Origin of the sequence: Pseudoclavibacter sp. RFBI5 (assembly GCF_002931395.1) — a bacterium.
In the GTDB taxonomy this organism is placed as follows: Bacteria; Actinomycetota; Actinomycetes; order Actinomycetales; family Microbacteriaceae; genus Pseudoclavibacter.
The window spans coordinates 1,506,911-1,526,402 of the sequence record NZ_PSYA01000010.1 but is presented as its reverse complement, the minus strand read 5'-3'; the positions used below and the strand labels follow the sequence as shown (position 1 = coordinate 1,526,402).

The window sequence follows — 19,492 nt, the reverse complement described above, 5'->3', positions numbered from 1 at the left end:
GACGCTGCGTTCGACTACGAGTTCGGGTAGGTCTCGCGGAGGATGCGCCCGAGGAGGGCGGCGATGGCGCCCGGCCCGGATCCTTCGGCGACGCGCTCGACGTCGGCGTTGTAGTTGGTGTTCGTGTTGATGTCGTACACCACCTGACGGCCGTCCTCGGTCTCGATGAACTCGATGCCGGCGATCTCGAGGCCGATCTCCTTCGTGAACGCGATGAGGCGCTCGACGATCTCGTCGTGCCCGCCCTGTCGGAGCGAGAAGATCGAGGTGCCTGGCTCTGGCGCGAGCTCAGCACCTGGGGGCACGACCGGGCGCCCAGTGTCTGGGTCGATCGCGCAGGCATCCGCCGGGCAGAGCTGGAACCCGCCGTGGATGGTGTCTGCCGCGATCGAGTAGATGTGTTCGCCGCCGACGATCTCGACGCGGGTGATGAACCCGCCTGCCGGTCGCAGGTACTCCTGCAGGAGGGTGATGCCGTCGAGCGGCTCCTCGAACTCGGGGGAGTCGAGGTAGCTCTCGAAGTCGGCGAACGCGTCGAAGCGGCGCACGCCGAGGCCCTTGCCGCCCTGGTTGTGCTTCGTGATGAAGGGTGTCGGGAACTCCCTCGCCGCGTCCCGCAGTCCCTGCTTGCCGATGACGGCGACCGTGCGGGGTGTGTCGATGCCGGCGCGGCGCAGCAGCGTCAGCTGGTCGACCTTGCTGACCTCGAGCTCGATGGCCCGCCGGCCGTTGACGGTGCGCCGGCCGGCAGCCTCCACCCAGTTGAGCACCGAGCGTGCGTAGTCCTTCGAGAGTGCGTGGTCTCGGGTGTGCGACGAGGCGCTGATGCGGGACCAGAAGATGCCCTCTGGCGGGAGCGCGTCGATGTCGAGCACGCCCTCGACGAGCCGCCACTCGAAGACCGGGACACCGGCCGCGTCGAAGGCGGCCTGGAACGGCGGCCACCATTCGGGGTTCTCGTGCAGGGCGTAGACGACAGGGCCAGCAGCTGCGGGCTGGGAGGAGGGAGATGCGCTCATGAGAAGAACCCTTCGACATCGAGTGCGCCGCCGGCCGCGTCGAAGTCGGCCCGTGCGGCGGCACGGAGGTTGGAGTCGGCGAGGAAATCGGCGGCCACGAGTGCGAGGCCGGTGCTCGCATCGGCGATGGCCGTGCTCGCGGCGTCGCTGGTCGCGTATTGAGCGAACTCACGTGTGTGCAGGCTCACATCCGGTGGGCTGATGGCGATGACGGGGTGGATGCCCGGCACGCGAACGCTCACGTTGCCGAAATCGGTGGAGGCGGCGAGGTGCGATGGCACGGACGCCTTCGTGAGGACGCGTCGGCCCCGCGCCTCCTGGTGCACCGCCCACCGCTCGGAGAGGGGCGTGTTGTAGCGCAGCGGCATCGTGAACGGCTGCGGGTCCCACTCGACCTCGACGCCCGTGCCGGTCGCGAGGGCGATGCCGTTGGCGATGTCCTCGAGGCGCAGGCTCAGCTCCTTCAAGGTCTCCGCCGCGTTCGAGCGGACGTAGTACTCGAGCTCCGCGAACTCCGGCACGACGTTGGGGCGCTGCCCGCCGTCGAGGATGACGCCGTGGATGCGGTCGCCGGGGTAGAGGTGCTGCCGGATGAGGCCCGTGGCCTGGTAGTTGAGGTTGGCGGCGTCGAGCGCGTTCCGGCCCTGGAACGGCGAGGCTGAGGCGTGTGCCGGGACGCCGTAGTAGCGCACACGCAGGATGCGTCGCCCGATGAATGGCTGGTCGGTGACGTCGTAGCCGAACGGGTGGATCATGATGGCGGCGTCGACGTCGTCGAATGCGCCGGCCCTCGCCATGATCTCCTTCCCGTTGCCGCCCTCTTCCGCGGGCGTGCCGTAGAGCACGATCCGGCCCGCGGGGAGTTCGTGGCGGCGGCTCGCCTCGACGAGCGAGAGGAAGGCGCCGACAGCGGAGGCGGCGATGATGTTGTGCCCGCAGCCGTGCCCGACGCCGGGCAGGGCGTCGTACTCGGCGAGGATCGCGACCGTCGGCGCCTCCGTCGAATCTGGTTTCGCTTCGCCGACGACGAGCTCCGCGACGAGCGCCGTGTCGAGCCCGAAGGCTCCCAGCTGTGCCGTGATGCCGTGCTCTGCGAGCAGTTCGGCGATGTCGGCGACGCTCTGCGTCTCCTCGAAGCCCTCCTCGGCGTATTCGAAGATGCGGTGGGAGAGCTCGACCAGCTCAGGCTGCAGGGAATCAGCGGCCGCGCGGATGGCCGACGTGTCCTCGATGGAGGCTCCGTCGTGCGGTGAGGTGATGGGCGGCGCGGCGGCCGCGGCGATGGCGGTCTCTGCGGCCACGAGATCGAGGTAGGTGCTGCTGGGAGTCGTGGGAGATGCGCCCACCCGGATTCCGCGGGTCGCCCCTGTTGCTCGGGGTGCGCTGGTCGGGTCTGCTGCTTCGCTCACGTGGTGTGCTCCTTGCCGCCGGCAGCCCCGGGTGGGCCGTCCGCATCCATCGTGCCTCGATTCTCCGGGAGCGTGGTGGGCCGTGTCGGGGTCGCCGTCGTGGGCCGTAACGTGAAGCTGGATTACAGTGGCAGCGTGATGTTCATCCTCGGTGCCGTGCTGCTCGGGCTCAGCCTCGCGCTCACGACCTGGGCGCACTTCCTTGTCGGACGGGCGGGTGCCGGGCGCAGGCTGCCTATCTTCAAGGACCCGCCGGGAACGCCGAAGCTCGCGAGCTGGCTGCGCATGGGCGGGGCCCTCCTGGCCGTCGTCGCCGCCGGTCAGCTGTGGCACGTCATCGGGCTCTTCGCGATGCTTCCCGTCATTCTCGTTCTGTTCGTGCCGGGGCTCGTCATGCATACACGGCACGAGCGCGCGCTTCGCCGCTGAGATCCACGATCATCTTGCCCGTGTTGGCGCCGCGCATCATGTCGAGGAACGCCTGCACGGTGCTGTCCAGGCCGACGACGACCGTCTCGTCGTAGGCGATCTCGCCCGCCCGCAGCCACTCGACCATCCGCGGCTGGAACTCCCCGGCGAGGTGGCCGTAGCCTCCGACAGTGAAGCCCTCCAACCGCAGGGCTTGCTTGATGAGGTTGGCCATGTTGTCCGGACCCGCTGGCTTCTCGCGCTCGTTGTAGCTCGAGATGGCACCGCACAGCGCCGCTCGGCCGCCCCGGTTGAAGACGTCGAGGGCCGCCTCGAGGTGGTCGCCTCCCACGTTGTCGAAGTACACGTCGATACCGTCTGGCGCCGCCTCCGCGAGCTGCTCCCGCACGGGCCGTTCCTTGTAGTTGAAGGCGGCGTCGAAGCCGTACTTCTCCGTGAGGAGGGCCACCTTCTCGTCGGAGCCCGCTGAGCCGATGATGCGGCTGGCGCCGAGCTTGCGGGCGATCTGTCCGACCGCGGTGCCGACGGCACCCGCCGCACCCGATACGAAGACCGTCTCGCCCTCCTTGAGGCCCGCGATCGCGGTGAGGCCGACGTAGGCGGTGAGGCCGGTCATGCCGAGCATCGAGAGGTAGAGCGACAGCGGGACGCCGGGAATCTCGTCGACGACGCGGAACGACGCCGCGTCCTCCTGGGCGATGTCGCGCCACCCGAATGCGTGGAGCACGTGCGCCCCGACCGGGACCTCGTCACTGGCCGACTCGACCACGACGCCGACCGCGCCGCCGGTGAGCGTCTCGCCCAGGGCGTAGGGGGCGACGTAGCTCGGCGCGTCGGTCATGCGGCCGCGCATGTACGGATCGACCGAGAGGAAGAGGTTCTCGACGCGCACCTGACCTGGCTGCAGCTCGGCGTACTCGACCGTGACCGTGCGGAAGTCCGTTTCCTTGGGCCACCCCTCCGGGCGGGAGGCGAGCTGGATCTGCGTGCTGATGGCGGTTGAGGTCATCACGTCAGACAATCACAGCATTCTGACCATACCGGTCGATGACTACATTCGTAGTGGATGCACTACGCCCGTAGTTTCTGTGTCGAGATCTCTGCGTCTAGAGTTCGGGGGTGCCCTCCACGCGTGATCGTTCGCTGACCGCCGCCCTCGAGCTCCTCGCATCTGGCGGGATGCGTGCGCTCACGCACGCGCGGGTCGACGCCGAGGCGGGGCTCCCGCGGGGGTCGACGTCGAACCACTTCAGGACACGTCAGGCGCTCATCGAGGGCGTCATCGGTCGCTTGGAGCGCAGCGACTACGCCGAGTGGCTGCTGAGCTACGAGTGGGGCGAGCCGAGCGTGGAGCGCTTCTGCGCGGCGATCTGCGCTGGGGTGGACGACATGACGGGCGTCGGCCGCACGCAGACGCTCGCCAGGTACGCCCTGGTCCTCGAGGGAACCCACAACGCGGTGGTCGCCGAGGCGATCCGGGTGGGCCGCGATCGCCTGCGGGGCTGGGCGGCGGGTGCCATCGCAGGTCTCGGCGTCGACGATGCCGAGGCCCGTGCGTCTGCGCTGTTCGCGTTCATCGACGGGGTCGTCCTGCACCGGCTCTCCCTGCTAGAGGAGGACCTCCCCGACGCGTCCGTCGACGTGCAGCCGACCGTGCGGCGGATGCTCGCTTCGCCTGACGCCGTGCCTTCCGCCTAGGGCTGGAGCTCTGCCGCCCAGGCTGAGGTCGCCGCGGCGATCTGTTGGCGCCCGTCCTCGTCGGGGATCGTCGCGGTTCCGTCGCCGGACTGCGGGCCGTAGTTGCCGAACATCGCGTGGTTCGCTCCTTGGATCTCCAGGGTCTCGGCGTCGGCGGGGAGCAGGGCGCGTGCGTCCGCTGCCTTCTGCGGGGTGCTGAGCCCATCGGCGCTTCCTGTGATGCTGAGCACGTCGAGCGATTCGTCGTCGGCGAGGTCGTTGGCGCAGTAGCTGCCGAACAGCAGCAGGCCGGCGACGTCCGGCGACTCGGCGAGCTGGCAGGCGCGGACTCCGCCGAGGGAGTGCCCACCGACGGACCAGGTGGTGACCTCGGGGGCGGCGGTCGTGTAGTCGTCGAGCGTGCGGGTGTCGAAGAACGCGAGGTTGAGGAGCGGCTGCGGGATGACGACGGTCATGTTGTCGTCGGTGACCAGGCTCGAGAGCTTCGCGGCGTAGGCCGACGGCTCGACCTTGGCTCCGGGGATGAACACGAGTCCGGTGTCGCTTGGCTCCTCGCTCGGGCTCAGCACGAGGGAGCCGTCGACCTCGGTGACCGAGATAGCTGGGTTGTTCGTGACCGATGCGAGGGGTTCCGGTTCGGCTGCCATGACCCCGACGTTCGCCCAGATCAGGAATGCTGCGATGGCGACGACGAAGACCGCGGCGATGATCGAGAAGGTCCAGATCAGCGCGCGTCGCAGCCGGCTGCGTCTGCGTCGCGGTGGCTGCTGGTTCGGGGGAGTTGCTGGCACCCGCCGAGGATATCGCTCAGCTGTGGGAGGGGTGCTCGACGAGGGTGGTGCGGCCGACGGGCTTCTCGAACGCGAAGACGGGGAGGTCGAATTCCGGGATGCTTCGTTCGCCGCCTTCGAAGCCCGACGCTCGGTAGAGGGCGACTGCTTCGGGTTGCCGGGAGCCGGTGGTGAGGAAGATGCGGGTGTAGCCGAGGTCTCCGGCTGCTGCGTCGAGTTCTCGCAGGACGCGCTGGGCGAATCCGCGGCGGCGGTGCGTGTCGCGTGTCCACATGCGCTTGACCTCTGCGGTGGTGGAGTCGTATCGGCGGATGGCGCCGGCGGCGACGAGGAGGTCACCCTCGAGGATGCCGATGAAGGCGCCGTCGGGGGACGTGAAGTCGGTGACGGGGTACGCGGTGATGTCGTCTTTGTAGAACTCCCGGTACCTGGTTCGGTACTCCGCGTCGAGGATGTCGAGCACTTCCGACACCTCGGCGGAGGTGATGTCGAGGTGGCGGACGGTGAGCGCGTTTGTCATGCGCACATGGTGCTCCGCCTCCGGGCGTCTCGCTCTTCGTTCGGCCCCCAGGTGACGCCGTGTTTCGCCCCGCGAAGCGCGGTGTCGTCTCGTGTGCCCGTCTTGCGCAGGTTGCTGTTCACCCGGACCAGGGATTCCTACGCTGACGCGACGACCTATCCAACCGGTGCCGAACGAGAGGGCAGATCATGAGCATCACGCTCCGCATGACGCACGGCCAGTTGACCGAACAGCGCACGACGGGCGGGCGCACGACCGAGGCACGCGCGTCTGATGGACATGCGGCCGGCGCTCCTCTGTACGTTGTTCGCCTGCAGCAGGTGCTCTCGCGGGTCGTCCTCTCAGAGCGCGCAGGGGTTGGAGAGCAGAGGCTTCTGCTCCGCGGCGTCGGTATCGAAGAGGTCTAGCTCGGGGAGTGAGGAGGTCTCGCTCGGCGAGGCCTCAGAACGGCGGAGGGTCGGTGCCCGCGTCGCGTTCTCGCCGGGCGCTGCTGCCCCGCTCGACGTCCGGTCCTGTACCTGTGCCTGTGCCTGTGCCTGTGCCTGATCCTGCGTCTGTCTCTGTCTCTGTCTCTGTCTCTGTCTCTGTCTCTGTCCCAGGCCCTGTCCCAGGCCCTGACCTTGCATCCGCCTCACTCGTTGCCTTCGGCGGGCTGGTGCTTCCGGCATCCGCCGACGGCACGAAGCGAACGCCTTGCCTGTCGGGTCTGTCTGTCAGGACTTTTCCGCTTGGTGTCGTCCACTGGAGGACTCCGCCTTCGAGCTGCAGAACCGACCACGGCGTTGCGTGCCTCATGACGTGGTGGAACACGCAGAGATGCTCCAAGTTGTTCGTGCAGGTTGCACCGCCGTGCTCCCACTCATGGGTGTGGTCGATGTGGCACCCGCGTGCTGGGAGTCGGCAGCCGGGGAACCGGCAGTGCACGTCGCGCGCCGCGAGGAATCGCCGCATCGCCGCTGTTGGCTTGTAGGTGTCGACGGCCTGGACGGTGCCCGCGATCGGGTGGGTGAGAATTCTCGTGAACATGGGGGCGTGGGCCGCGAGACGCTTGGCTTCGTCGAGCGGTACCGGTGTGAGGCCGTCGAGCAGAGCCGGAGGGTGGCCGGGGTCGCGTTCGTCGGCGAGCAGCGTGGTCGTGGGGATGACCAGGTGCACCTTCGCCTGGACCCCGGATGCCAGGGGTGCGGAGTTCGGTTCGCTCGTGAGGAGCTGGTCGCAGATGAGGTCGGCGCTGACCTCGCCGAGGGTGCGCTCGTCGGCGGCGCCCTGCGGCACCTCTCCCGTTGCTTGAGCCTTCTGCGCCCGTGATCGAGCTCGCAGGACGAGTGTCGCCTGCTTTCTGACTCTGTCCCGGACCGCGGTGAGGAGAAGGAGTGAGCCGCCGACGTGGAGCACTCCGTGTCCGTCACCGGAGTCGGTCACGGACACGAAGCCCTTCATGCGCGTCACCTTGCGCCGCTCGGCGAGTGGGACCCGCGTGAGTTCCTCTGCGATGCGGGCGGTCAGCCGCTTCAGTGCCGCGTCCGTCAGGATCTGGGTGCTTACCTCGCGGAGTGCGAGGTCGACGTAGCGGGCACGCAGGGCGGTCTGCTCGGCTTCGACCTCGTGGGTGACGAGGAGCCCTGAGCTGACGATGGCATCGAGGTGGCGACCGGAGATGCGCCCGTCGGCCACGGCGTCCACTGCGGCCGGAAATTCACGCACGGCGTTCCACGAACCGGCGAGCTGCCTCATGACGAAGCCGTGCTTCGCCTGCACCTCGATCGAGATCTCTGCCGAGATCGACCGTACGTGCATGCCCATCTCGGGATGCCCTTCGGCGAGGTCGAGGAGGTAGCCGAAGTTGTACGCACGAGCTTCGAGCAGGATCTGCTCGGCGTCGATCGCACGCTTGGCGGATTCGATGCGGGCGGTCTCGGACAGGATGGTGGCGCGTTCAGCGGCGACGGAAGCCGGATCGTTGACATCGAAATGCCACCGCTCCTCGAACTTCGCCGCCGCTTGGTACATGGCTCGATCGTAGCATCACTCGAATGTAGATTCGAGGAATTGCACATAACATTCGAAGCGAGATCGCCGCGATCGACGCGTCCTCGGGCCTGCCTCAGGGCAGCTGCCTCGCGACGAAGCCGAGCGCGGCGGCCGTGTCGACGATCTCGGTGACGGACTCGCGCGGTACGACGACCAGCGGGTGGGCGTCGCTGTCCTCCTCGAGGAACACGAGTGCGAGCCCCACGGGCGCGAGGAGCGCATCAGCTGCGGCGGCTGCTGTCGGCACGTCGCCGTCCACGTCGCCGACCTCATCGGTGTCGAGGCCGAGGCGGACGATCCGCGGAACTCCGGCCAGGGCGTCTGCGAGCTCCATGCCTGTGTCCTCGGCGTGGAGGTAGGCCAGCGCTCCGCAGTCGTCGAGGGCGTCGATGAGCGCGCCCCAGGCCTCATCCGCGCCGTCGTCCTCCTCGACGCCGCTCTCGTCTCGGTCGTCGCCGGACTGGTCCTCGCCCTGTTCCTCGTCCTCGTCCCGAGAGTCGCCCTCGAGAGCCTGCTGGACGCTCGGCCAGATCTCGGGGTCGTCGTCGATGAGCGTGCAGAGGCGTTGCCAGGCGGTGTAGTCAGTCACGGCCCCGAGGGTACCTGCCCACCCGGGGCCGCGCGGCTGGCCTACGCTCCCGCGACTGCCGCGATGAGGGCGTCCACGTCGTGCTCGGTGGTGTCCCAGGAGCAGAGGAAGCGGACGAGGCCGCGAGACGCGTCCCAGGTGTGGAACGCGTAGCTCTCGCTGACGCGCTCGGCGACCTCGCCGGGGAGAATGGCGAAGACGCCGTTCGCCTGGCGGGGGAGTGGCACTGAGCAGCCGTGGACGCCCTCGATGCCGGTGGCGAGGCGCGCGGCCATGGCGTTGGCGTGTTCTGCGTTCTCACGCCACAGCTCGTCGCCGAACAGCGCGAGGAGCTGGGCGGAGATGAAACGCATCTTCGATGACAGCTGCAGGTCGATCTTGCGGGCCTCTTCGGTGCCGTAGGCGGCTTCCGGGTTGACGACGACAACCGCTTCGGCGGCCAGCGCGCCGTTCTTGGTGCCGCCCAGGCTGATGACGTCGGCCCCGGCCGCGCTGGAGACCTCGGCGAGCGTGCAGCCGAAGTGGGCGGCGGCGTTCGAGAGGCGCGCGCCGTCGACGTGCAGCCACATGCCGCTCGCGTGGGCGACGTCGGCGAGCGCCCGAACCTCATCTGGTGAGTAGGCGGTGCCGACCTCGGTCGCCTGGCTGATGCTCACGGCGAGGGGCGTGGCCCGGTGCACGTCGCGCCGCACGGCTGCGGCCCGCTCGATGTCCGCCGGAACGAGCTTGCCGTCCGCCGTCTCGACGGTGAGGAGCTTCACCCCGCCGACGCGCTCGGGGGCGGCGTTCTCGTCGGTGTTGATGTGCGCTGAAGCCGGGCATACGACGCCGCCCCAGCGCGGCACCATCGACTGCAGCGCGACGACGTTGGCACCGGAGCCGTTGAAGACCGGCAGGCCGATCGCCTCCGCGCCGAAGAGGTCACTGCACAGCGCCTGGAATGCCGACGAGTAGGGGTCGCCCCCGTAGGCGCCGACATGCCCGCCGTTGGCGGTGACGAGCGCATCCAGGACCTGCGGGTGAGCGCCCGCGGCGTTGTCGCTCGTGAAGGTGCGGAGGTGGGGGTCGTGCAGCTGCGTGATCACCGATCCATTCTTCCGCACGTGCCACATCGATGAGAACTCATGGGTTCGCGTCTACGCTCTGAGCTATGAGCAACGCGGAGGCCAACCCCATCGAGGCACAGCTGCAGGCCGCCTATGAGACCGGGCAGGTGGTGGCCGGTATCGAGCTGCTCCTGCCGCGTGAGGTGCCGCTTGGTGGCCCGCGCTCGCTGCCTGTCCTGCGCTCGCTGCCCAACAAGTTCCGCCACTTCATCGGCGCCTGGTGCTTCATCGACCACTACGGCCCCGTGGACGTGCCGTCGGGTGCTGGCATGGATGTGCCCCCGCACCCGCACACGGGGCTGCAGACCGTCAGCTGGCTGTTCTCCGGCGAGGTCGTGCACCGGGACTCCATCGGCAGTTTCCATGAGGTCGAGCCCGGTGGCGTCAACGTGATGACCGCCGGGCGTGGCATCGCCCACTCGGAGGTGTCCGCTGATCGCCCTGATCGGGCCCGCGTGCTGCATGGCGTGCAGCTCTGGGTGGCCCTGCCAGCTGCGCAGCGGGATATCGCGCCGGCCTTCGTCGGCCTGGACCGATGCCCATCGCTGCGACTGCCGTCTCCCACGACGGCTGGGACCCCCGTCGAGGCGACCATCTTCATGGGGGAGTTCGCGGGCCTCCGCTCGGCTGCGCCCAGCTTCTCGCCGCTTGTCGGCGTCGAGCTCGCCTTCTCCGGTTGCGCGGAGGCGCAGCTCGACCTCGAGCCCAGCTACGAGCACGGCATCCTCGCGTGCTCTCCCGGCATCACGGTCGACGACGTCGAGCTTCCCGTCGGAGCCGTGGGCTACCTGCCCACCGGCACTGACCGCGCGATTGTGGGCGCGAGTGATGGCGGGCGCGCCCTGCTGCTCGGTGGAGCGCCCTTCGAGGAGAAGATCGTCATGTTCTGGAACTTCGTCGGTTCCTCCCACGACGACGTCGCGGCAGCTCGCGACGAGTGGCAGCGGAGCAGGTCGAGCGCCGGCACTGATGCCCGCTTCGGCCGCGTCGACAGCCACGAGGGCAGGACGCTCGCCGCTCCGACGCTCCCGAACGTCCGGCTCAGCCCGCGCGGGCGAACCCGCGAGGACTGAGCCGGCCCTGAGCGGGACCGCTATCGCGCGCGGTCCTCGGGGTCGATGATGGGGATGGCGTTCGTGAACACCGATGCCCGTTCCTGCGCCTGGACGCTCCCGGTGAAGAGCCCGGACCCGCCGGCGCTGTCGTCGTCGTTTCTGGTGTCTTCTGCCTGCGATGCCCGCGATGCGGCATCGCCCGGACCTGCCGACTCGGTGATGAGCACACGCTGCACGGGCAGCGCCGACGGCATGGTGCGCTGCATCCACGTCACCATGGCCTCGCGCACGAAGCAGCGCAGGTCGAAGAGGGTGGGCGCATCCACCGCGGTGACGAGGATGCGGATGCGGACGAGCCCGCCCGTCGCCTCGGTCACCTGGAGGACCTGCGCCCGCCCATCCCAGAGGTCGGTCTGCGTGAGCACCTCGGCGAGGCGCTCGCGCATGAGCGCCGGGGAGACGCGCCAGTCGACGTCGAGCTCCACGGAGCCGAGGAGCTCGCTGCCCTGCCTGGTCCAGTTCTGGAAGGGCTGGGTCGTGAAGTAGGTGCACGGCAGCACGAGGCGGCGGTCGTCCCACAGGTCGACGACGACGTAGCTCAGCGTGATCTCTCCGATGCGCCCCCACTCGTCTTCGACCACGACGACGTCGTCCACGCGCAGCGCCTCGCTGAACACGAGCTGGAGGCCCGCGAAGATGTTCGCGAGGACCGACTGGGCGGCGAGGCCTGCGACCACGGAGGCGATGCCAGCTGAGGCGAGGAGGCTCGCCCCGACGGTCCGCACCGCAGGGAACGTGAGGAGGATCGCGCCCAGCGCGATGACGATGATCACCGCGACTGCGAGCCGCCGGAGGATGAGGGTCTGCGTGCGGATGCGCCGGGCCACGCGGTTGTCCGCCACGTCGATGCGGTTGCGACCCAGCGTGATGTCCGTCGAGAAGGCGACGAGTCCCGCCATGAGCCAGGCGCCGGCGGCGATGATGAAGATCGTGAGCGCGTGGTAGATGAGGTCGCGCCAGGACCCGTCACCGTCGGACGGGAAGGCGACGGCGACTGCGGCCCAGAGCGCGATGATGAGCACGACGACGCGGAAGGGGCGCCGCGTGTGTCGCACGAGCGGCTCCGGCCAGCGAAGGCGCTTCGCGACGAGGCGGATGATGAGCGCGACGAGCGCGGTGAGCGTGACGGCCGCGACGACGGCGACGGCAATCGAGAGGGCGAAGTTCCACCAGGGATCGAGCACGTTCCTCCTCGGGGAGTGGAGGGCCCCTCCGTGCGGGAGTGGAGGGCTGGGGAAGCAACGCTAGTGAGCGAGCCTCCGTGCTGCCTGGCCTGCCTGCCAGCGCGCACATCTCCGCACCGGGGTTCAGACCCGGGATTCAGCCCCGTCGCTCAGCCTCCGAGCGCTCCCGCCACTGGATGAGGTACCGCCGGTCGAAGGAAGGTGCGCACCGGAGGCAGGAGACGAGCCTGCCGCGCGTCGGGCGGCGGAACCTCAGGACCTCGTGCCCATTGGGGCAGACCCCGACCCACTTCGCGAACTCGGTCGCCACTTCGCCGTCGTGCGTGCGACCGCCGACGTAGCCGAGCTCGTCGGCGATGCGCTTCCATTCGGGGCCGTGTCCCGCCTTGTGCCCGGCGACGGCGTGGGCGACCTCGTGCAGCAGCGTCTGGTGCACCGTGTCGTCGTCGTAGCGGGCCGAGAGGTAGCGGGAGACGGTGATGCGCCTGTCTCGGAAGTTGCAGGCGCCAGCGCGCTTCTTCGCGTGATCGAAGCCGAAGCTCCAGCTCTCGTCGAGGTGCATGCGGATGAGCGCTTCCGCCCAGACTCGCACCTTGGCCAGGTCGGCCACGGGCCCCGCCCCTAGGAGTCGATCGAGGTGATCGGCTCGCTCAGCTCCGAGGAGGGCTCCTCGTCGCCCTCGAGGATCGCGCGGGTGACGCGGATCGCGAACTTCGAGGACTGCAGCTGGTCGGCCGCGACGCCCCTCGCAAGGCGAAGCTCGTGCGCGCGCTCGAAGTCGACGAGCGCGTCGGTGTACTCGCGCTGCTCGAAGCGCACTTTGCCTCGATGCTGCAGGGCGAAGGCCGCGAGCTCGTCCCATTCGTGGGTGAGGGCCTCGTCGACGCAGTTGTTCAGGTCCTGCAGCGCGACGTCGTGCTTGCCCTGGAACTGCTGGACCTGAGCCTTGCGGATGCGAGCGGCGAGGGCATCCTCGCGGGCTCCCGTGAACCGGGACTGCCGGTAGGCGGTCTGTGCGGTGTCGAACGCCTCGTCGAGCCGACCGAGCATGCGCAGCAGCGCGACCTTCTCGTTGAGCGCGGAGAGGGACCGAAGCACGGCGATCTCCGCCAGGCGAGCCTCCGCGGCGTCGATGTCGATGCGCTCGCGGAGGGTCTCCGGGTCGTAGCCGAGGATGATGGGAGCGTCTGACACCCCAGCAGGTTAGCCGCAGCCGTGACGGAATGGGCGCATCCCTCGCCGCGTTGTGGAGAGCCGGTCGGTCGGCCTTCTGCTCCCGACTACCAGCCGCCCTGCCTGCGCTCGCGGAAGACGCTCTTCCCGGGCAGTGGAGACGCCGTCGCGGAGGCATCGCGCGCGGCCTCCGTGCCGCGCACGAACTCGCGAACCGCCTTCCCGCGCACGACGACGGCTGGCGGGAAGCCAGATGCGACGCGCCTCTCGAGGCCGGGCAGCGAGAGCGCTTCCGGCGAGCGGGAGGCGACCGCGGCGATGTTCCCGAAGCGGCGGCCCTTCAGCATTGCAGGGTCGCCGACGAGCGCGACCTCGCCGAATACCTCGATCAGGGTCGCGACCTCGGCCCGCGCGAAGGCGAGATCGTGGCCGTCGGCGATGTTGACGAGCACGATGCCGTCCGGGCGCAGGAACGGCTCGAGTTCGGCGAAGAACTCGACGCTCGTCACATGCGCCGGCGTCTGTGCGCCGGAGAAGATGTCGACGACGATCGCATCGACCGAGCCGAGGAGCCCCCGGGGGAGTCTGCCGAGCTGCTCTCGTGCATCCCCGTAGCGGATGCGGATGCTCGCGCCGGCGGGAAGCGGAACGACCTCGCGCACGAAGTCGACCAGGGACCGCTCGAGCTCGACGACCTGCTGCCTCGAGCGCGGCCGCGTGGCGTCGACGTAGCGCGGGATCGTGAGTGCTCCGGCGCCGAGGTGGAGGGCGGTGATCGCCTCTGCCTCGGGGAACGCGAGGTCGAGGACGTAGCCCATGTGCCGGATGTAGCCGAAGGAGAGCTCCCTGGGGTCGAGCGGATTGACCGCGGACTGCGGGGTGCCGTCGACGATGAGGGTCCACTCCTCTCCGTCGCGCGAGAACCGCGCCTGAGCTCCGGAGTCGAGCGTCACGCTCGTCGCGGGGATTGCACTGCTTGGGGTCTTGCTGCTGGCTGGCGACACCTGGCAAGTCAAGCAGAGACACGCGGATTTCGAGCAAGGGTGACCTTGTTTGGAATCATTCAAAAGAAGGGCCACGATGGTCTCATGACCACCAGCATCGAGCACGCGAGCAGAGAGCGGCGGGACGCCGCGTTCTGGCGGACCTCGCTGCGCCGGGCCGGTCTTCGTGTCACCCGTCAGCGGGTCGCGGTGCTCGAGCTGCTCGACGCCAGCCCGCACTCGTCCGCGGAGCGAATCTTCGCCGCGGCGACCCCCCAGCGCGCCGAGCTCGGCTCGCTCACCCTGCAGGCCGTCTACGGAATCCTCGACGACCTCGGCCGCACCGGCCTCGTGCGCCGCTTCGACGCGCCGCGCACCGCGGCCCGGTTCGAGACCCGTATCGGCGACAACCACCATCACGCCGTCTGCGACGAATGCGGCCGCATCGAGGACATCGACTGCGCCGTCGGCGAGGCGCCGTGCCTCGTTCCGGCTTCGCCGAGCGGCTTCGCGGTGCACACGGCGGAAGTCGTGTATCGGGGTGTCTGCGCCGACTGCGCGACGCCCTGACCCCAGATCCCCTTCCCAGTCCACAGCCCAGATGAATCCGACAAGGAGCGTTTATGACTGAGTACATCGACCCGACAGTCCCATCGACCGAGACCAACGGCTCGCCCACCGAGAGCGACCGCAACTCCCTCAGCGCCGGAGCAGACGGCCCCCTGATGCTCCACGACGTGCGCCTCGTCGAGACGCTCGCGAGCTTCAACCGCGAGCGCACCCCGGAGCGCAACCCGCACGCCAAGGGTGCCGGCGCGTTCGGCACGTTCACGGCGACGGAAGACGTGTCGCAGTACACGCGTGCCGCCGTCTTCCAGCAGGGCGCCGAGAGCGAGACACTCCTCCGCTTCTCGACCGTCGCCGGCGAGCAAGGCTCCCCTGACACGTGGCGCGACGTTCGTGGCTTCTCGCTTCGCTTCTACACGAGTGAGGGCAACCTCGACATCGTCGGCAACAACACGCCGGTCTTCTTCCTCCGCGACCCGATGAAGTTCCCGCACTTCATCCGCTCGCAGAAGCGCCTCCCTGACTCCGGACTCCGCGACAACAGCATGCAGTGGGACTTCTGGACCCTCAACCCGGAGACCGCCCACCAGGTGACCTACCTCATGGGAGACCGCGGACTCCCGCAGTCCTGGCGGCACATGAACGGCTACGGCTCGCACACCTACGCGTGGATCAACGCGGCAGGCGAGCGCTTCTGGGTGAAGTACCACTTCATCTCCGAGCAGGGCGTCGAGGTGCTCTCGAACGATGAGGCGGAGAAGCTCGCCGGCTCGGACGCCGAGTTCCACCGCCGCGATCTCTTCGACGCGATCGGCCGCAAGGACTTCCCACGCTGGAAGCTGAGCGTGCAGGTCATGCCCTTCGAGGAGGCCAAGACGTACCGCATCAACCCCTTCGACCTGACGAAGGTGTGGCCGCACGCCGACTACCCGCTCATCCCGGTCGGAACGCTCGAGTTGAACCGCAACCCGGAGAACTTCTTCGCGCAGATCGAGCAGGCTGCGTTCTCCCCGTCGAACCAGGTGCCGGGAACCGGCATCTCGCCGGACAAGATGCTCCTCGGCCGCGTCTTCGCGTACCCGGATGCGCAGCGGGCGCGCATCGGCACCAACTACCAGCAGCTCGACGTGAACCGGCCGAAGAACGCGACGAACTCGTACACGTTCGACGGCAACATGACGGTGTCGCACTCCGGTGCGGCTCCCGTCTACGCGCCGAACTCGTTCGGTCGCCCCTACGCGGACCAGACGGGCCCGGTCGAGAACTCGTGGGAGACCGACGGCGATCTCGTGCGCAGCGCGTACACGCTCCGCCAGGACGACGACGACTTCTCGCAGGCCGGCACGCTCATCCGCGAGGTCTACTCGCCGGAGCAGCGTGACCGCCTCGTGGAGACCGTGGCGGGAGCCCTCGAGACGGTTGTCGAGCCCGTCCGCTCGAACGCCTTCCAGTATTGGACGAACATCGACGCCGAGACGGGTGCGCGCATCCGCGCTGCCGTCGAGGCGAACGCCGTGGACACCGACCCGGCACCCGTGGGCGTCGGCCACTAGCCACTGACCCGCAGAGACAGGCGTGCCCCCTCGAGAGCTTCTCGAGGGGGCACGCCTTTCGTGATGGAGCCGAGGGTCAGGATGCTCGCCAGTATCCGCAGTTGCGGGACTCGAAGGTGCTGTCGCTCGCGTCGATCGTCACGACGATCTCTGCCTGGGGCTTGTCGTAGGACGACTCGATCCACTCGCCCTTGGCGTCGTAGCGGAACCAGCGGCAGGTGTCGCTCGGCATCTCCGGCTTGTACGTGCCCGGCTTGATGTCGCTGCCGACCTTCCAGACGCCATCGTTGAATCGCGTGCCGTCGATGCCTGCCTTCACGTTCGCCTCATAGGTGCTGAGCGAGGTCTTGGTCGGGTCTGCATCAGGGTGATCTGGGCACAGGATGAGCGCGGCCGCGATCTGCGATGCCTGCTCATCGTTGGAGATGCCTGGCGAGACCGCGAAGTAGAAGCCGGGGGTCGCGCAGAGCGCGTAGACGTCCGCAAGACGGACGTCGTCGGTGCCCGCCTCCTCCTTGGCGTCATCGGTGGCGGCCTGCCCGAGGGCATCGAGCGCCTTCTGCTCGGTCTCCGTGAAGGTCGTCCCACCGTTGGACTTGCCTGTGCAGCGCGTCACGTCATCGCCGAGCGCCCAGATCTCCGCGAGATCGGAGGGTGCTTCGGTGAAGCTCCGTGAGTCGGCCATCCTGCACGAGTAGGTGACGGCGAAGGCCGCGGAGCCGGAGGATGTGGCCGACGGTGGCTCGCCTGGTCCCGAGGGTGTCTCCGCCGAGGAGGTGGAGGTCGCCTCGACCTCAGGGGGCTGGCCGCCCGTCGCCTGGTTGACGAGGGCGCATCCCGAGAGGAGGAAGAGGGCGGTGAGCGCGAGCGCCGACGAGCGCATGAGCTTCTTCACGGGGGTCTCCTTCGATGCGGGGCTTGGCGCGTCCGAGGCCAGCGGGTCGCTTCCTCGCGACCCGACGGAGCCGATCTGCTGGAAGACACGCTAACGGAACAGGACCATCCGGCGTGCATGCGGGGGAGTACTCCCCGCATCCGCGGCCGTGTCTGCGCACGCGCGTTCCTGGCGATGAGCGTGGCAGCGAGCGTCGCGAGGGCAGTGGGGGCAGCGGCACGAATGCCACTGCCCCCACTGCCCTCACTGCGACGAATGCGGTGCTCGTCGAGCCGCCGCTACGCGTCGCGGCGGCGTGCGAGCGCCAGGGCTCCGAGCGCGAGTGCCGCGAGGGCGGTCAGCGTGGCGATGACGAGATCCTCTGTGCCCGTCGTCGCGAGCGTCGTGCCACCTTCCTGGCCCTTCGCGCCGCTTCCGCCGGTCGAAGCGCCGTCCGAGCCCGTGGCCGTGCCTGGCGTCGTCGTGGTGCTCGGGGCCTCCGTGGTGACGGGCGTCTCCGTGGTGATAGGCGTCTCCGTGGGGCCAGCAGTCTCCGTGTGGTCGGGCGTCGCGAGCGGGGCGCACGCGAGGGCGCCCTGCTTGAGGGCGTCCGACTGCACCCCGTCCTCGAGCCAGTACGCAGCACGGGTGCCGTCGAGGCAGGTCTCGTTCGCAGCGATCGCGAAGCCCTCGTTGTTGGTGTCCGGCAGGCCGGCCGGGCGTGCGACGTGCGTCACGGAGTAGCCGGCGGAGCCGTCTGCCGCACCGAACTGGAAGAGCGCGCTCGTTCCGCCGCACCCGTTGTCGCACATGCCCCACAGGGTTTGCGTCGACTCGTCGTAGTCGAGGGCCATGACGCCGCCCAGGCCCGACTCGAGCGTCGCGACGCGGGCGGCGGTCCCGTCATCGAAGAGCGCGTAGACGTACACCCCGGCGGTCTCCTCGACGGCGACGAAGAACAGGCCGTCCGCGCCCGGGTAGTTCGCGGCGTCGTATGGCGCTCCCGTGCGCTCATCGAGCAGGCGCCCCTCCAGCTCGCTGCCCGCGACCCACTCGATGGCCTCGATGCCCGTGTTGGCACCGACCTGCGGCAGGCTGGAGGTGAGGTCCCACTCGGCGGCCGCGACCACGTCGGGACCGCTCGCGTCGACGAGGTCGACCTTGAGGATCGTGTTCTCGTTCGTCGCCTTGTCCGAGTTGTCGCGCTCCGAGCCGATGTAGACCGACTCGGGGTGCGCGGCCGAGACCGTCACGCCCTCGGCGTCCGGGCCCGCAGCAGCGGGGTTGCCCGCATCCGCCTGGAAGCGAACCCGCTTGGGCTCCTCCCAGCCGGCCGCCGGGGTGACGCCGCCGTCGACCGCGACGTCGAAGCGGTACAGTCCGCCCGTGCCGTTGTCGACAGCCCAGAGCGTGCTGCCTTCTGCGGAGTACTGGTACTCGAGGCCGGACATGTCCTCGCCGAGCATGACGTCGCTCGCGATGGGAGCCACCTCGGGGGAGCCCGTCCAGGGCTCGGGCGCGGGAGCCGTGGGAGCTGGCGTCTCGACGGGCACGTCGGAGCATGTGTTCAGTGCGCCCTTGGTCGATGCCGTCGTCGCGCGGAAGTCGCCGTCGCCGTCGGCGCAGCGGGCCCAGCTGACATCGGCGTGGTCGATCCAGGTGGTCGAGTCGAGGATCGTTCCGGCGGAGTCGGCGAGCGTGGCGCTGTCCCCGCTGCCCAGCCCAAAGCCGAGGCTGCTCTCCTCGTAGACGTAGAACTCGCCGGGCGCGAGCACGGTGGATGCGGGAGCGGGCGCAGGCGTGTGGTCCGCGTTGTCGTCCACGATCGTCCAGCCGGAGATGTCCACCGTCTCTGCGCTGCGGTTGTAGACCTCGACCCAGTCTCCGGGGGTGCCGCCGTTCGACTCGACCTCGTTGATGACCACGGGGGAGGTGGGGGCGACACCGGCGAAGAGGTTCTCGGCTCCCTTGGTGGGCTCCGAGGTCTCCGTGAAGACGCCGGTGCCGTTCGGGGAGCGGCCGTAGCTGGTCGCCGCGTGCTGGGTCCAGGAGTGCTCGTCCACGAGCGTGGTCCCGTCCGGCGCGAAGAGCATGGCGCTGTCGCCGCCGCCCAGGCCGAAGGCGAAGTCGGCCTCGTCGATGACGAGGTAGTCGCCGGGCTGCAGGGTCGTGCCGTCCGCCAGCGTGTAGCGGTGCGTGGCGTCCTCTGGGGAGTTGTCGGTGAAGACGTAGCCGCTCAGGTCGATGGCGCCGATGCCCGGGTTGAAGAGCTCGACCCAGTCGCCCGGCTCGCCACCGGAGGATTCGACCTCGTTGATGACGACGCCGGTCGGGTGAGGTGCGGGGGTGGTGGCCGCGTTCGCCGACATGGGAACTGCCAGGGCCGCACCTCCGCCGATGATGGCGGCGACGAAGGCCGCCAGGGTGATTCGTTGTGCTTGCACGCACGCG

20 protein-coding genes are annotated in these 19,492 nt (G+C 69.1%); 6 read left to right on the top strand and 14 right to left on the bottom strand.

Going from position 1 to position 19,492, the window contains the following annotated elements; all coding sequences use genetic code 11:
* Positions 1 to 14: 14 nt before the first annotated feature.
* Together C5E06_RS13995 and C5E06_RS13990 are read right to left on the bottom strand one after the other, a co-directional pair.
* On the bottom strand, positions 15 to 1,019 hold the full coding sequence (locus tag C5E06_RS13995; RefSeq protein ID WP_104307212.1) for a RimK family alpha-L-glutamate ligase: 1,005 nt from the start codon (positions 1,017 to 1,019) through the stop codon (positions 15 to 17).
* Positions 1,016 to 2,428, bottom strand: a complete 1,413-nt coding sequence (locus C5E06_RS13990; protein ID WP_258063892.1) for a M20 family metallopeptidase — start codon at positions 2,426 to 2,428, stop codon at positions 1,016 to 1,018. The genes C5E06_RS13995 and C5E06_RS13990 overlap by 4 nt, the downstream gene beginning before the upstream one ends.
* Before the next feature lie 135 nt (positions 2,429 to 2,563).
* Between C5E06_RS13990 and C5E06_RS19675 the strand changes: the two genes are divergently transcribed.
* Complete coding sequence (locus C5E06_RS19675; protein WP_228496627.1) at positions 2,564 to 2,857, top strand: hypothetical protein; 294 nt, start codon at positions 2,564 to 2,566, stop codon at positions 2,855 to 2,857.
* On the opposite strand, the gene C5E06_RS13985 is transcribed toward C5E06_RS19675, so the two are convergent.
* Positions 2,820 to 3,866 carry an NADP-dependent oxidoreductase gene (locus C5E06_RS13985; protein ID WP_104307208.1) on the bottom strand — a complete coding sequence of 349 codons (1,047 nt, stop codon included), beginning with the start codon at positions 3,864 to 3,866 and terminating at the stop codon, positions 2,820 to 2,822. The genes C5E06_RS19675 and C5E06_RS13985 overlap by 38 nt on opposite strands.
* 110 nt (positions 3,867 to 3,976) lie before the next feature.
* Between C5E06_RS13985 and C5E06_RS13980 the strand changes: the two genes are divergently transcribed.
* Positions 3,977 to 4,555, top strand: coding sequence for a TetR/AcrR family transcriptional regulator (locus tag C5E06_RS13980; protein WP_104307206.1), 579 nt, complete (start codon positions 3,977 to 3,979; stop codon positions 4,553 to 4,555).
* On the opposite strand, the gene C5E06_RS13975 is transcribed toward C5E06_RS13980, so the two are convergent.
* On the bottom strand, positions 4,552 to 5,346 hold the full coding sequence (locus C5E06_RS13975; RefSeq protein ID WP_258067620.1) for an alpha/beta hydrolase: 795 nt from the start codon (positions 5,344 to 5,346) through the stop codon (positions 4,552 to 4,554). The two genes, C5E06_RS13980 and C5E06_RS13975, sit on opposite strands and share 4 nt — an antisense overlap.
* 16 nt (positions 5,347 to 5,362) lie before the next feature.
* Complete coding sequence (locus C5E06_RS13970) at positions 5,363 to 5,866, bottom strand: GNAT family N-acetyltransferase (protein WP_104307309.1); 504 nt, start codon at positions 5,864 to 5,866, stop codon at positions 5,363 to 5,365.
* Between the two features lie 188 nt (positions 5,867 to 6,054).
* Between C5E06_RS13970 and C5E06_RS19380 the strand changes: the two genes are divergently transcribed.
* Positions 6,055 to 6,273, top strand: coding sequence for a hypothetical protein (locus C5E06_RS19380; protein ID WP_181062983.1), 219 nt, complete (start codon positions 6,055 to 6,057; stop codon positions 6,271 to 6,273).
* 34 nt (positions 6,274 to 6,307) lie between these two features.
* Here C5E06_RS19380 and C5E06_RS13965 read toward each other — a convergent pair whose 3' ends face one another.
* The 3 genes from C5E06_RS13965 to C5E06_RS13955 form a co-directional block, all read right to left on the bottom strand.
* Positions 6,308 to 7,876, bottom strand: a complete 1,569-nt coding sequence (locus C5E06_RS13965) for an HNH endonuclease signature motif containing protein (protein ID WP_104307204.1) — start codon at positions 7,874 to 7,876, stop codon at positions 6,308 to 6,310.
* Between the two features lie 94 nt (positions 7,877 to 7,970).
* Positions 7,971 to 8,486, bottom strand: coding sequence for a hypothetical protein (locus C5E06_RS13960; protein ID WP_104307202.1), 516 nt, complete (start codon positions 8,484 to 8,486; stop codon positions 7,971 to 7,973).
* A 41-nt stretch (positions 8,487 to 8,527) separates the two neighbouring features.
* Positions 8,528 to 9,568, bottom strand: a complete 1,041-nt coding sequence (locus C5E06_RS13955) for a beta-eliminating lyase-related protein (RefSeq protein ID WP_258067638.1) — start codon at positions 9,566 to 9,568, stop codon at positions 8,528 to 8,530.
* A gap of 68 nt (positions 9,569 to 9,636) precedes the next feature.
* Between C5E06_RS13955 and C5E06_RS13950 the strand changes: the two genes are divergently transcribed.
* Positions 9,637 to 10,665, top strand: coding sequence for a pirin family protein (locus C5E06_RS13950; protein ID WP_104307198.1), 1,029 nt, complete (start codon positions 9,637 to 9,639; stop codon positions 10,663 to 10,665).
* Positions 10,666 to 10,685: 20 nt separating this feature from the next.
* Here the strand turns inward: C5E06_RS13950 and C5E06_RS13945 are convergent, their stop codons facing one another.
* The 4 genes from C5E06_RS13945 to C5E06_RS13930 all read right to left on the bottom strand — a co-directional run bounded on the left by C5E06_RS13945 (position 10,686) and on the right by C5E06_RS13930 (position 14,068).
* A complete protein-coding gene (locus C5E06_RS13945) occupies positions 10,686 to 11,891 on the bottom strand; it encodes a mechanosensitive ion channel family protein (RefSeq protein WP_104299442.1) in 1,206 nt (401 codons plus the stop codon).
* A 136-nt stretch (positions 11,892 to 12,027) separates the two neighbouring features.
* On the bottom strand, positions 12,028 to 12,501 hold the full coding sequence (locus C5E06_RS13940; RefSeq protein ID WP_104299441.1) for a SprT-like domain-containing protein: 474 nt from the start codon (positions 12,499 to 12,501) through the stop codon (positions 12,028 to 12,030).
* 11 nt (positions 12,502 to 12,512) lie between these two features.
* Positions 12,513 to 13,085: a hypothetical protein gene (locus tag C5E06_RS13935; RefSeq protein WP_104242710.1), complete on the bottom strand. Its 573-nt coding sequence runs from the start codon at positions 13,083 to 13,085 to the stop codon at positions 12,513 to 12,515.
* Positions 13,086 to 13,171: 86 nt separating this feature from the next.
* Complete coding sequence (locus C5E06_RS13930; protein ID WP_258063889.1) at positions 13,172 to 14,068, bottom strand: spermidine synthase; 897 nt, start codon at positions 14,066 to 14,068, stop codon at positions 13,172 to 13,174.
* 84 nt (positions 14,069 to 14,152) lie between these two features.
* Here C5E06_RS13930 and C5E06_RS13925 point away from each other — a divergent pair, with 84 nt between their 5' ends.
* Together C5E06_RS13925 and C5E06_RS13920 are read left to right on the top strand one after the other, a co-directional pair.
* Positions 14,153 to 14,617, top strand: coding sequence for a Fur family transcriptional regulator (locus C5E06_RS13925; protein ID WP_104242706.1), 465 nt, complete (start codon positions 14,153 to 14,155; stop codon positions 14,615 to 14,617).
* Positions 14,618 to 14,670: 53 nt separating this feature from the next.
* Positions 14,671 to 16,167 carry a catalase gene (locus C5E06_RS13920; protein WP_104242704.1) on the top strand — a complete coding sequence of 499 codons (1,497 nt, stop codon included), beginning with the start codon at positions 14,671 to 14,673 and terminating at the stop codon, positions 16,165 to 16,167.
* Between the two features lie 76 nt (positions 16,168 to 16,243).
* Here the strand turns inward: C5E06_RS13920 and C5E06_RS13915 are convergent, their stop codons facing one another.
* Complete coding sequence (locus C5E06_RS13915) at positions 16,244 to 17,062, bottom strand: hypothetical protein (RefSeq protein ID WP_104307196.1); 819 nt, start codon at positions 17,060 to 17,062, stop codon at positions 16,244 to 16,246.
* Positions 17,063 to 17,340: 278 nt separating this feature from the next.
* A complete protein-coding gene (locus C5E06_RS13910) occupies positions 17,341 to 19,485 on the bottom strand; it encodes a lamin tail domain-containing protein (RefSeq protein WP_104307194.1) in 2,145 nt (714 codons plus the stop codon).
* Positions 19,486 to 19,492 lie beyond the last annotated feature (7 nt).

What these genes read in the sequence shown, in the direction of transcription:
- C5E06_RS13970 (WP_104307309.1), bottom strand. Translation starts at nt 5,866, where the DNA reads ATGACAAACGCGCTCACCGTCCGCCACCTCGACATCACCTCCGCCGAG.
- C5E06_RS13995 (WP_104307212.1), bottom strand. Translation starts at nt 1,019, where the DNA reads ATGAGCGCATCTCCCTCCTCCCAGCCCGCAGCTGCTGGCCCTGTCGTC.
- C5E06_RS13920 (WP_104242704.1), top strand. Translation starts at nt 14,671, where the DNA reads ATGACTGAGTACATCGACCCGACAGTCCCATCGACCGAGACCAACGGC.
- C5E06_RS19380 (WP_181062983.1), top strand. Translation starts at nt 6,055, where the DNA reads ATGAGCATCACGCTCCGCATGACGCACGGCCAGTTGACCGAACAGCGC.
- C5E06_RS13965 (WP_104307204.1), bottom strand. Translation starts at nt 7,876, where the DNA reads ATGTACCAAGCGGCGGCGAAGTTCGAGGAGCGGTGGCATTTCGATGTC.
- C5E06_RS13950 (WP_104307198.1), top strand. Translation starts at nt 9,637, where the DNA reads ATGAGCAACGCGGAGGCCAACCCCATCGAGGCACAGCTGCAGGCCGCC.
- C5E06_RS13925 (WP_104242706.1), top strand. Translation starts at nt 14,153, where the DNA reads ATGACCACCAGCATCGAGCACGCGAGCAGAGAGCGGCGGGACGCCGCG.
- C5E06_RS13985 (WP_104307208.1), bottom strand. Translation starts at nt 3,866, where the DNA reads ATGACCTCAACCGCCATCAGCACGCAGATCCAGCTCGCCTCCCGCCCG.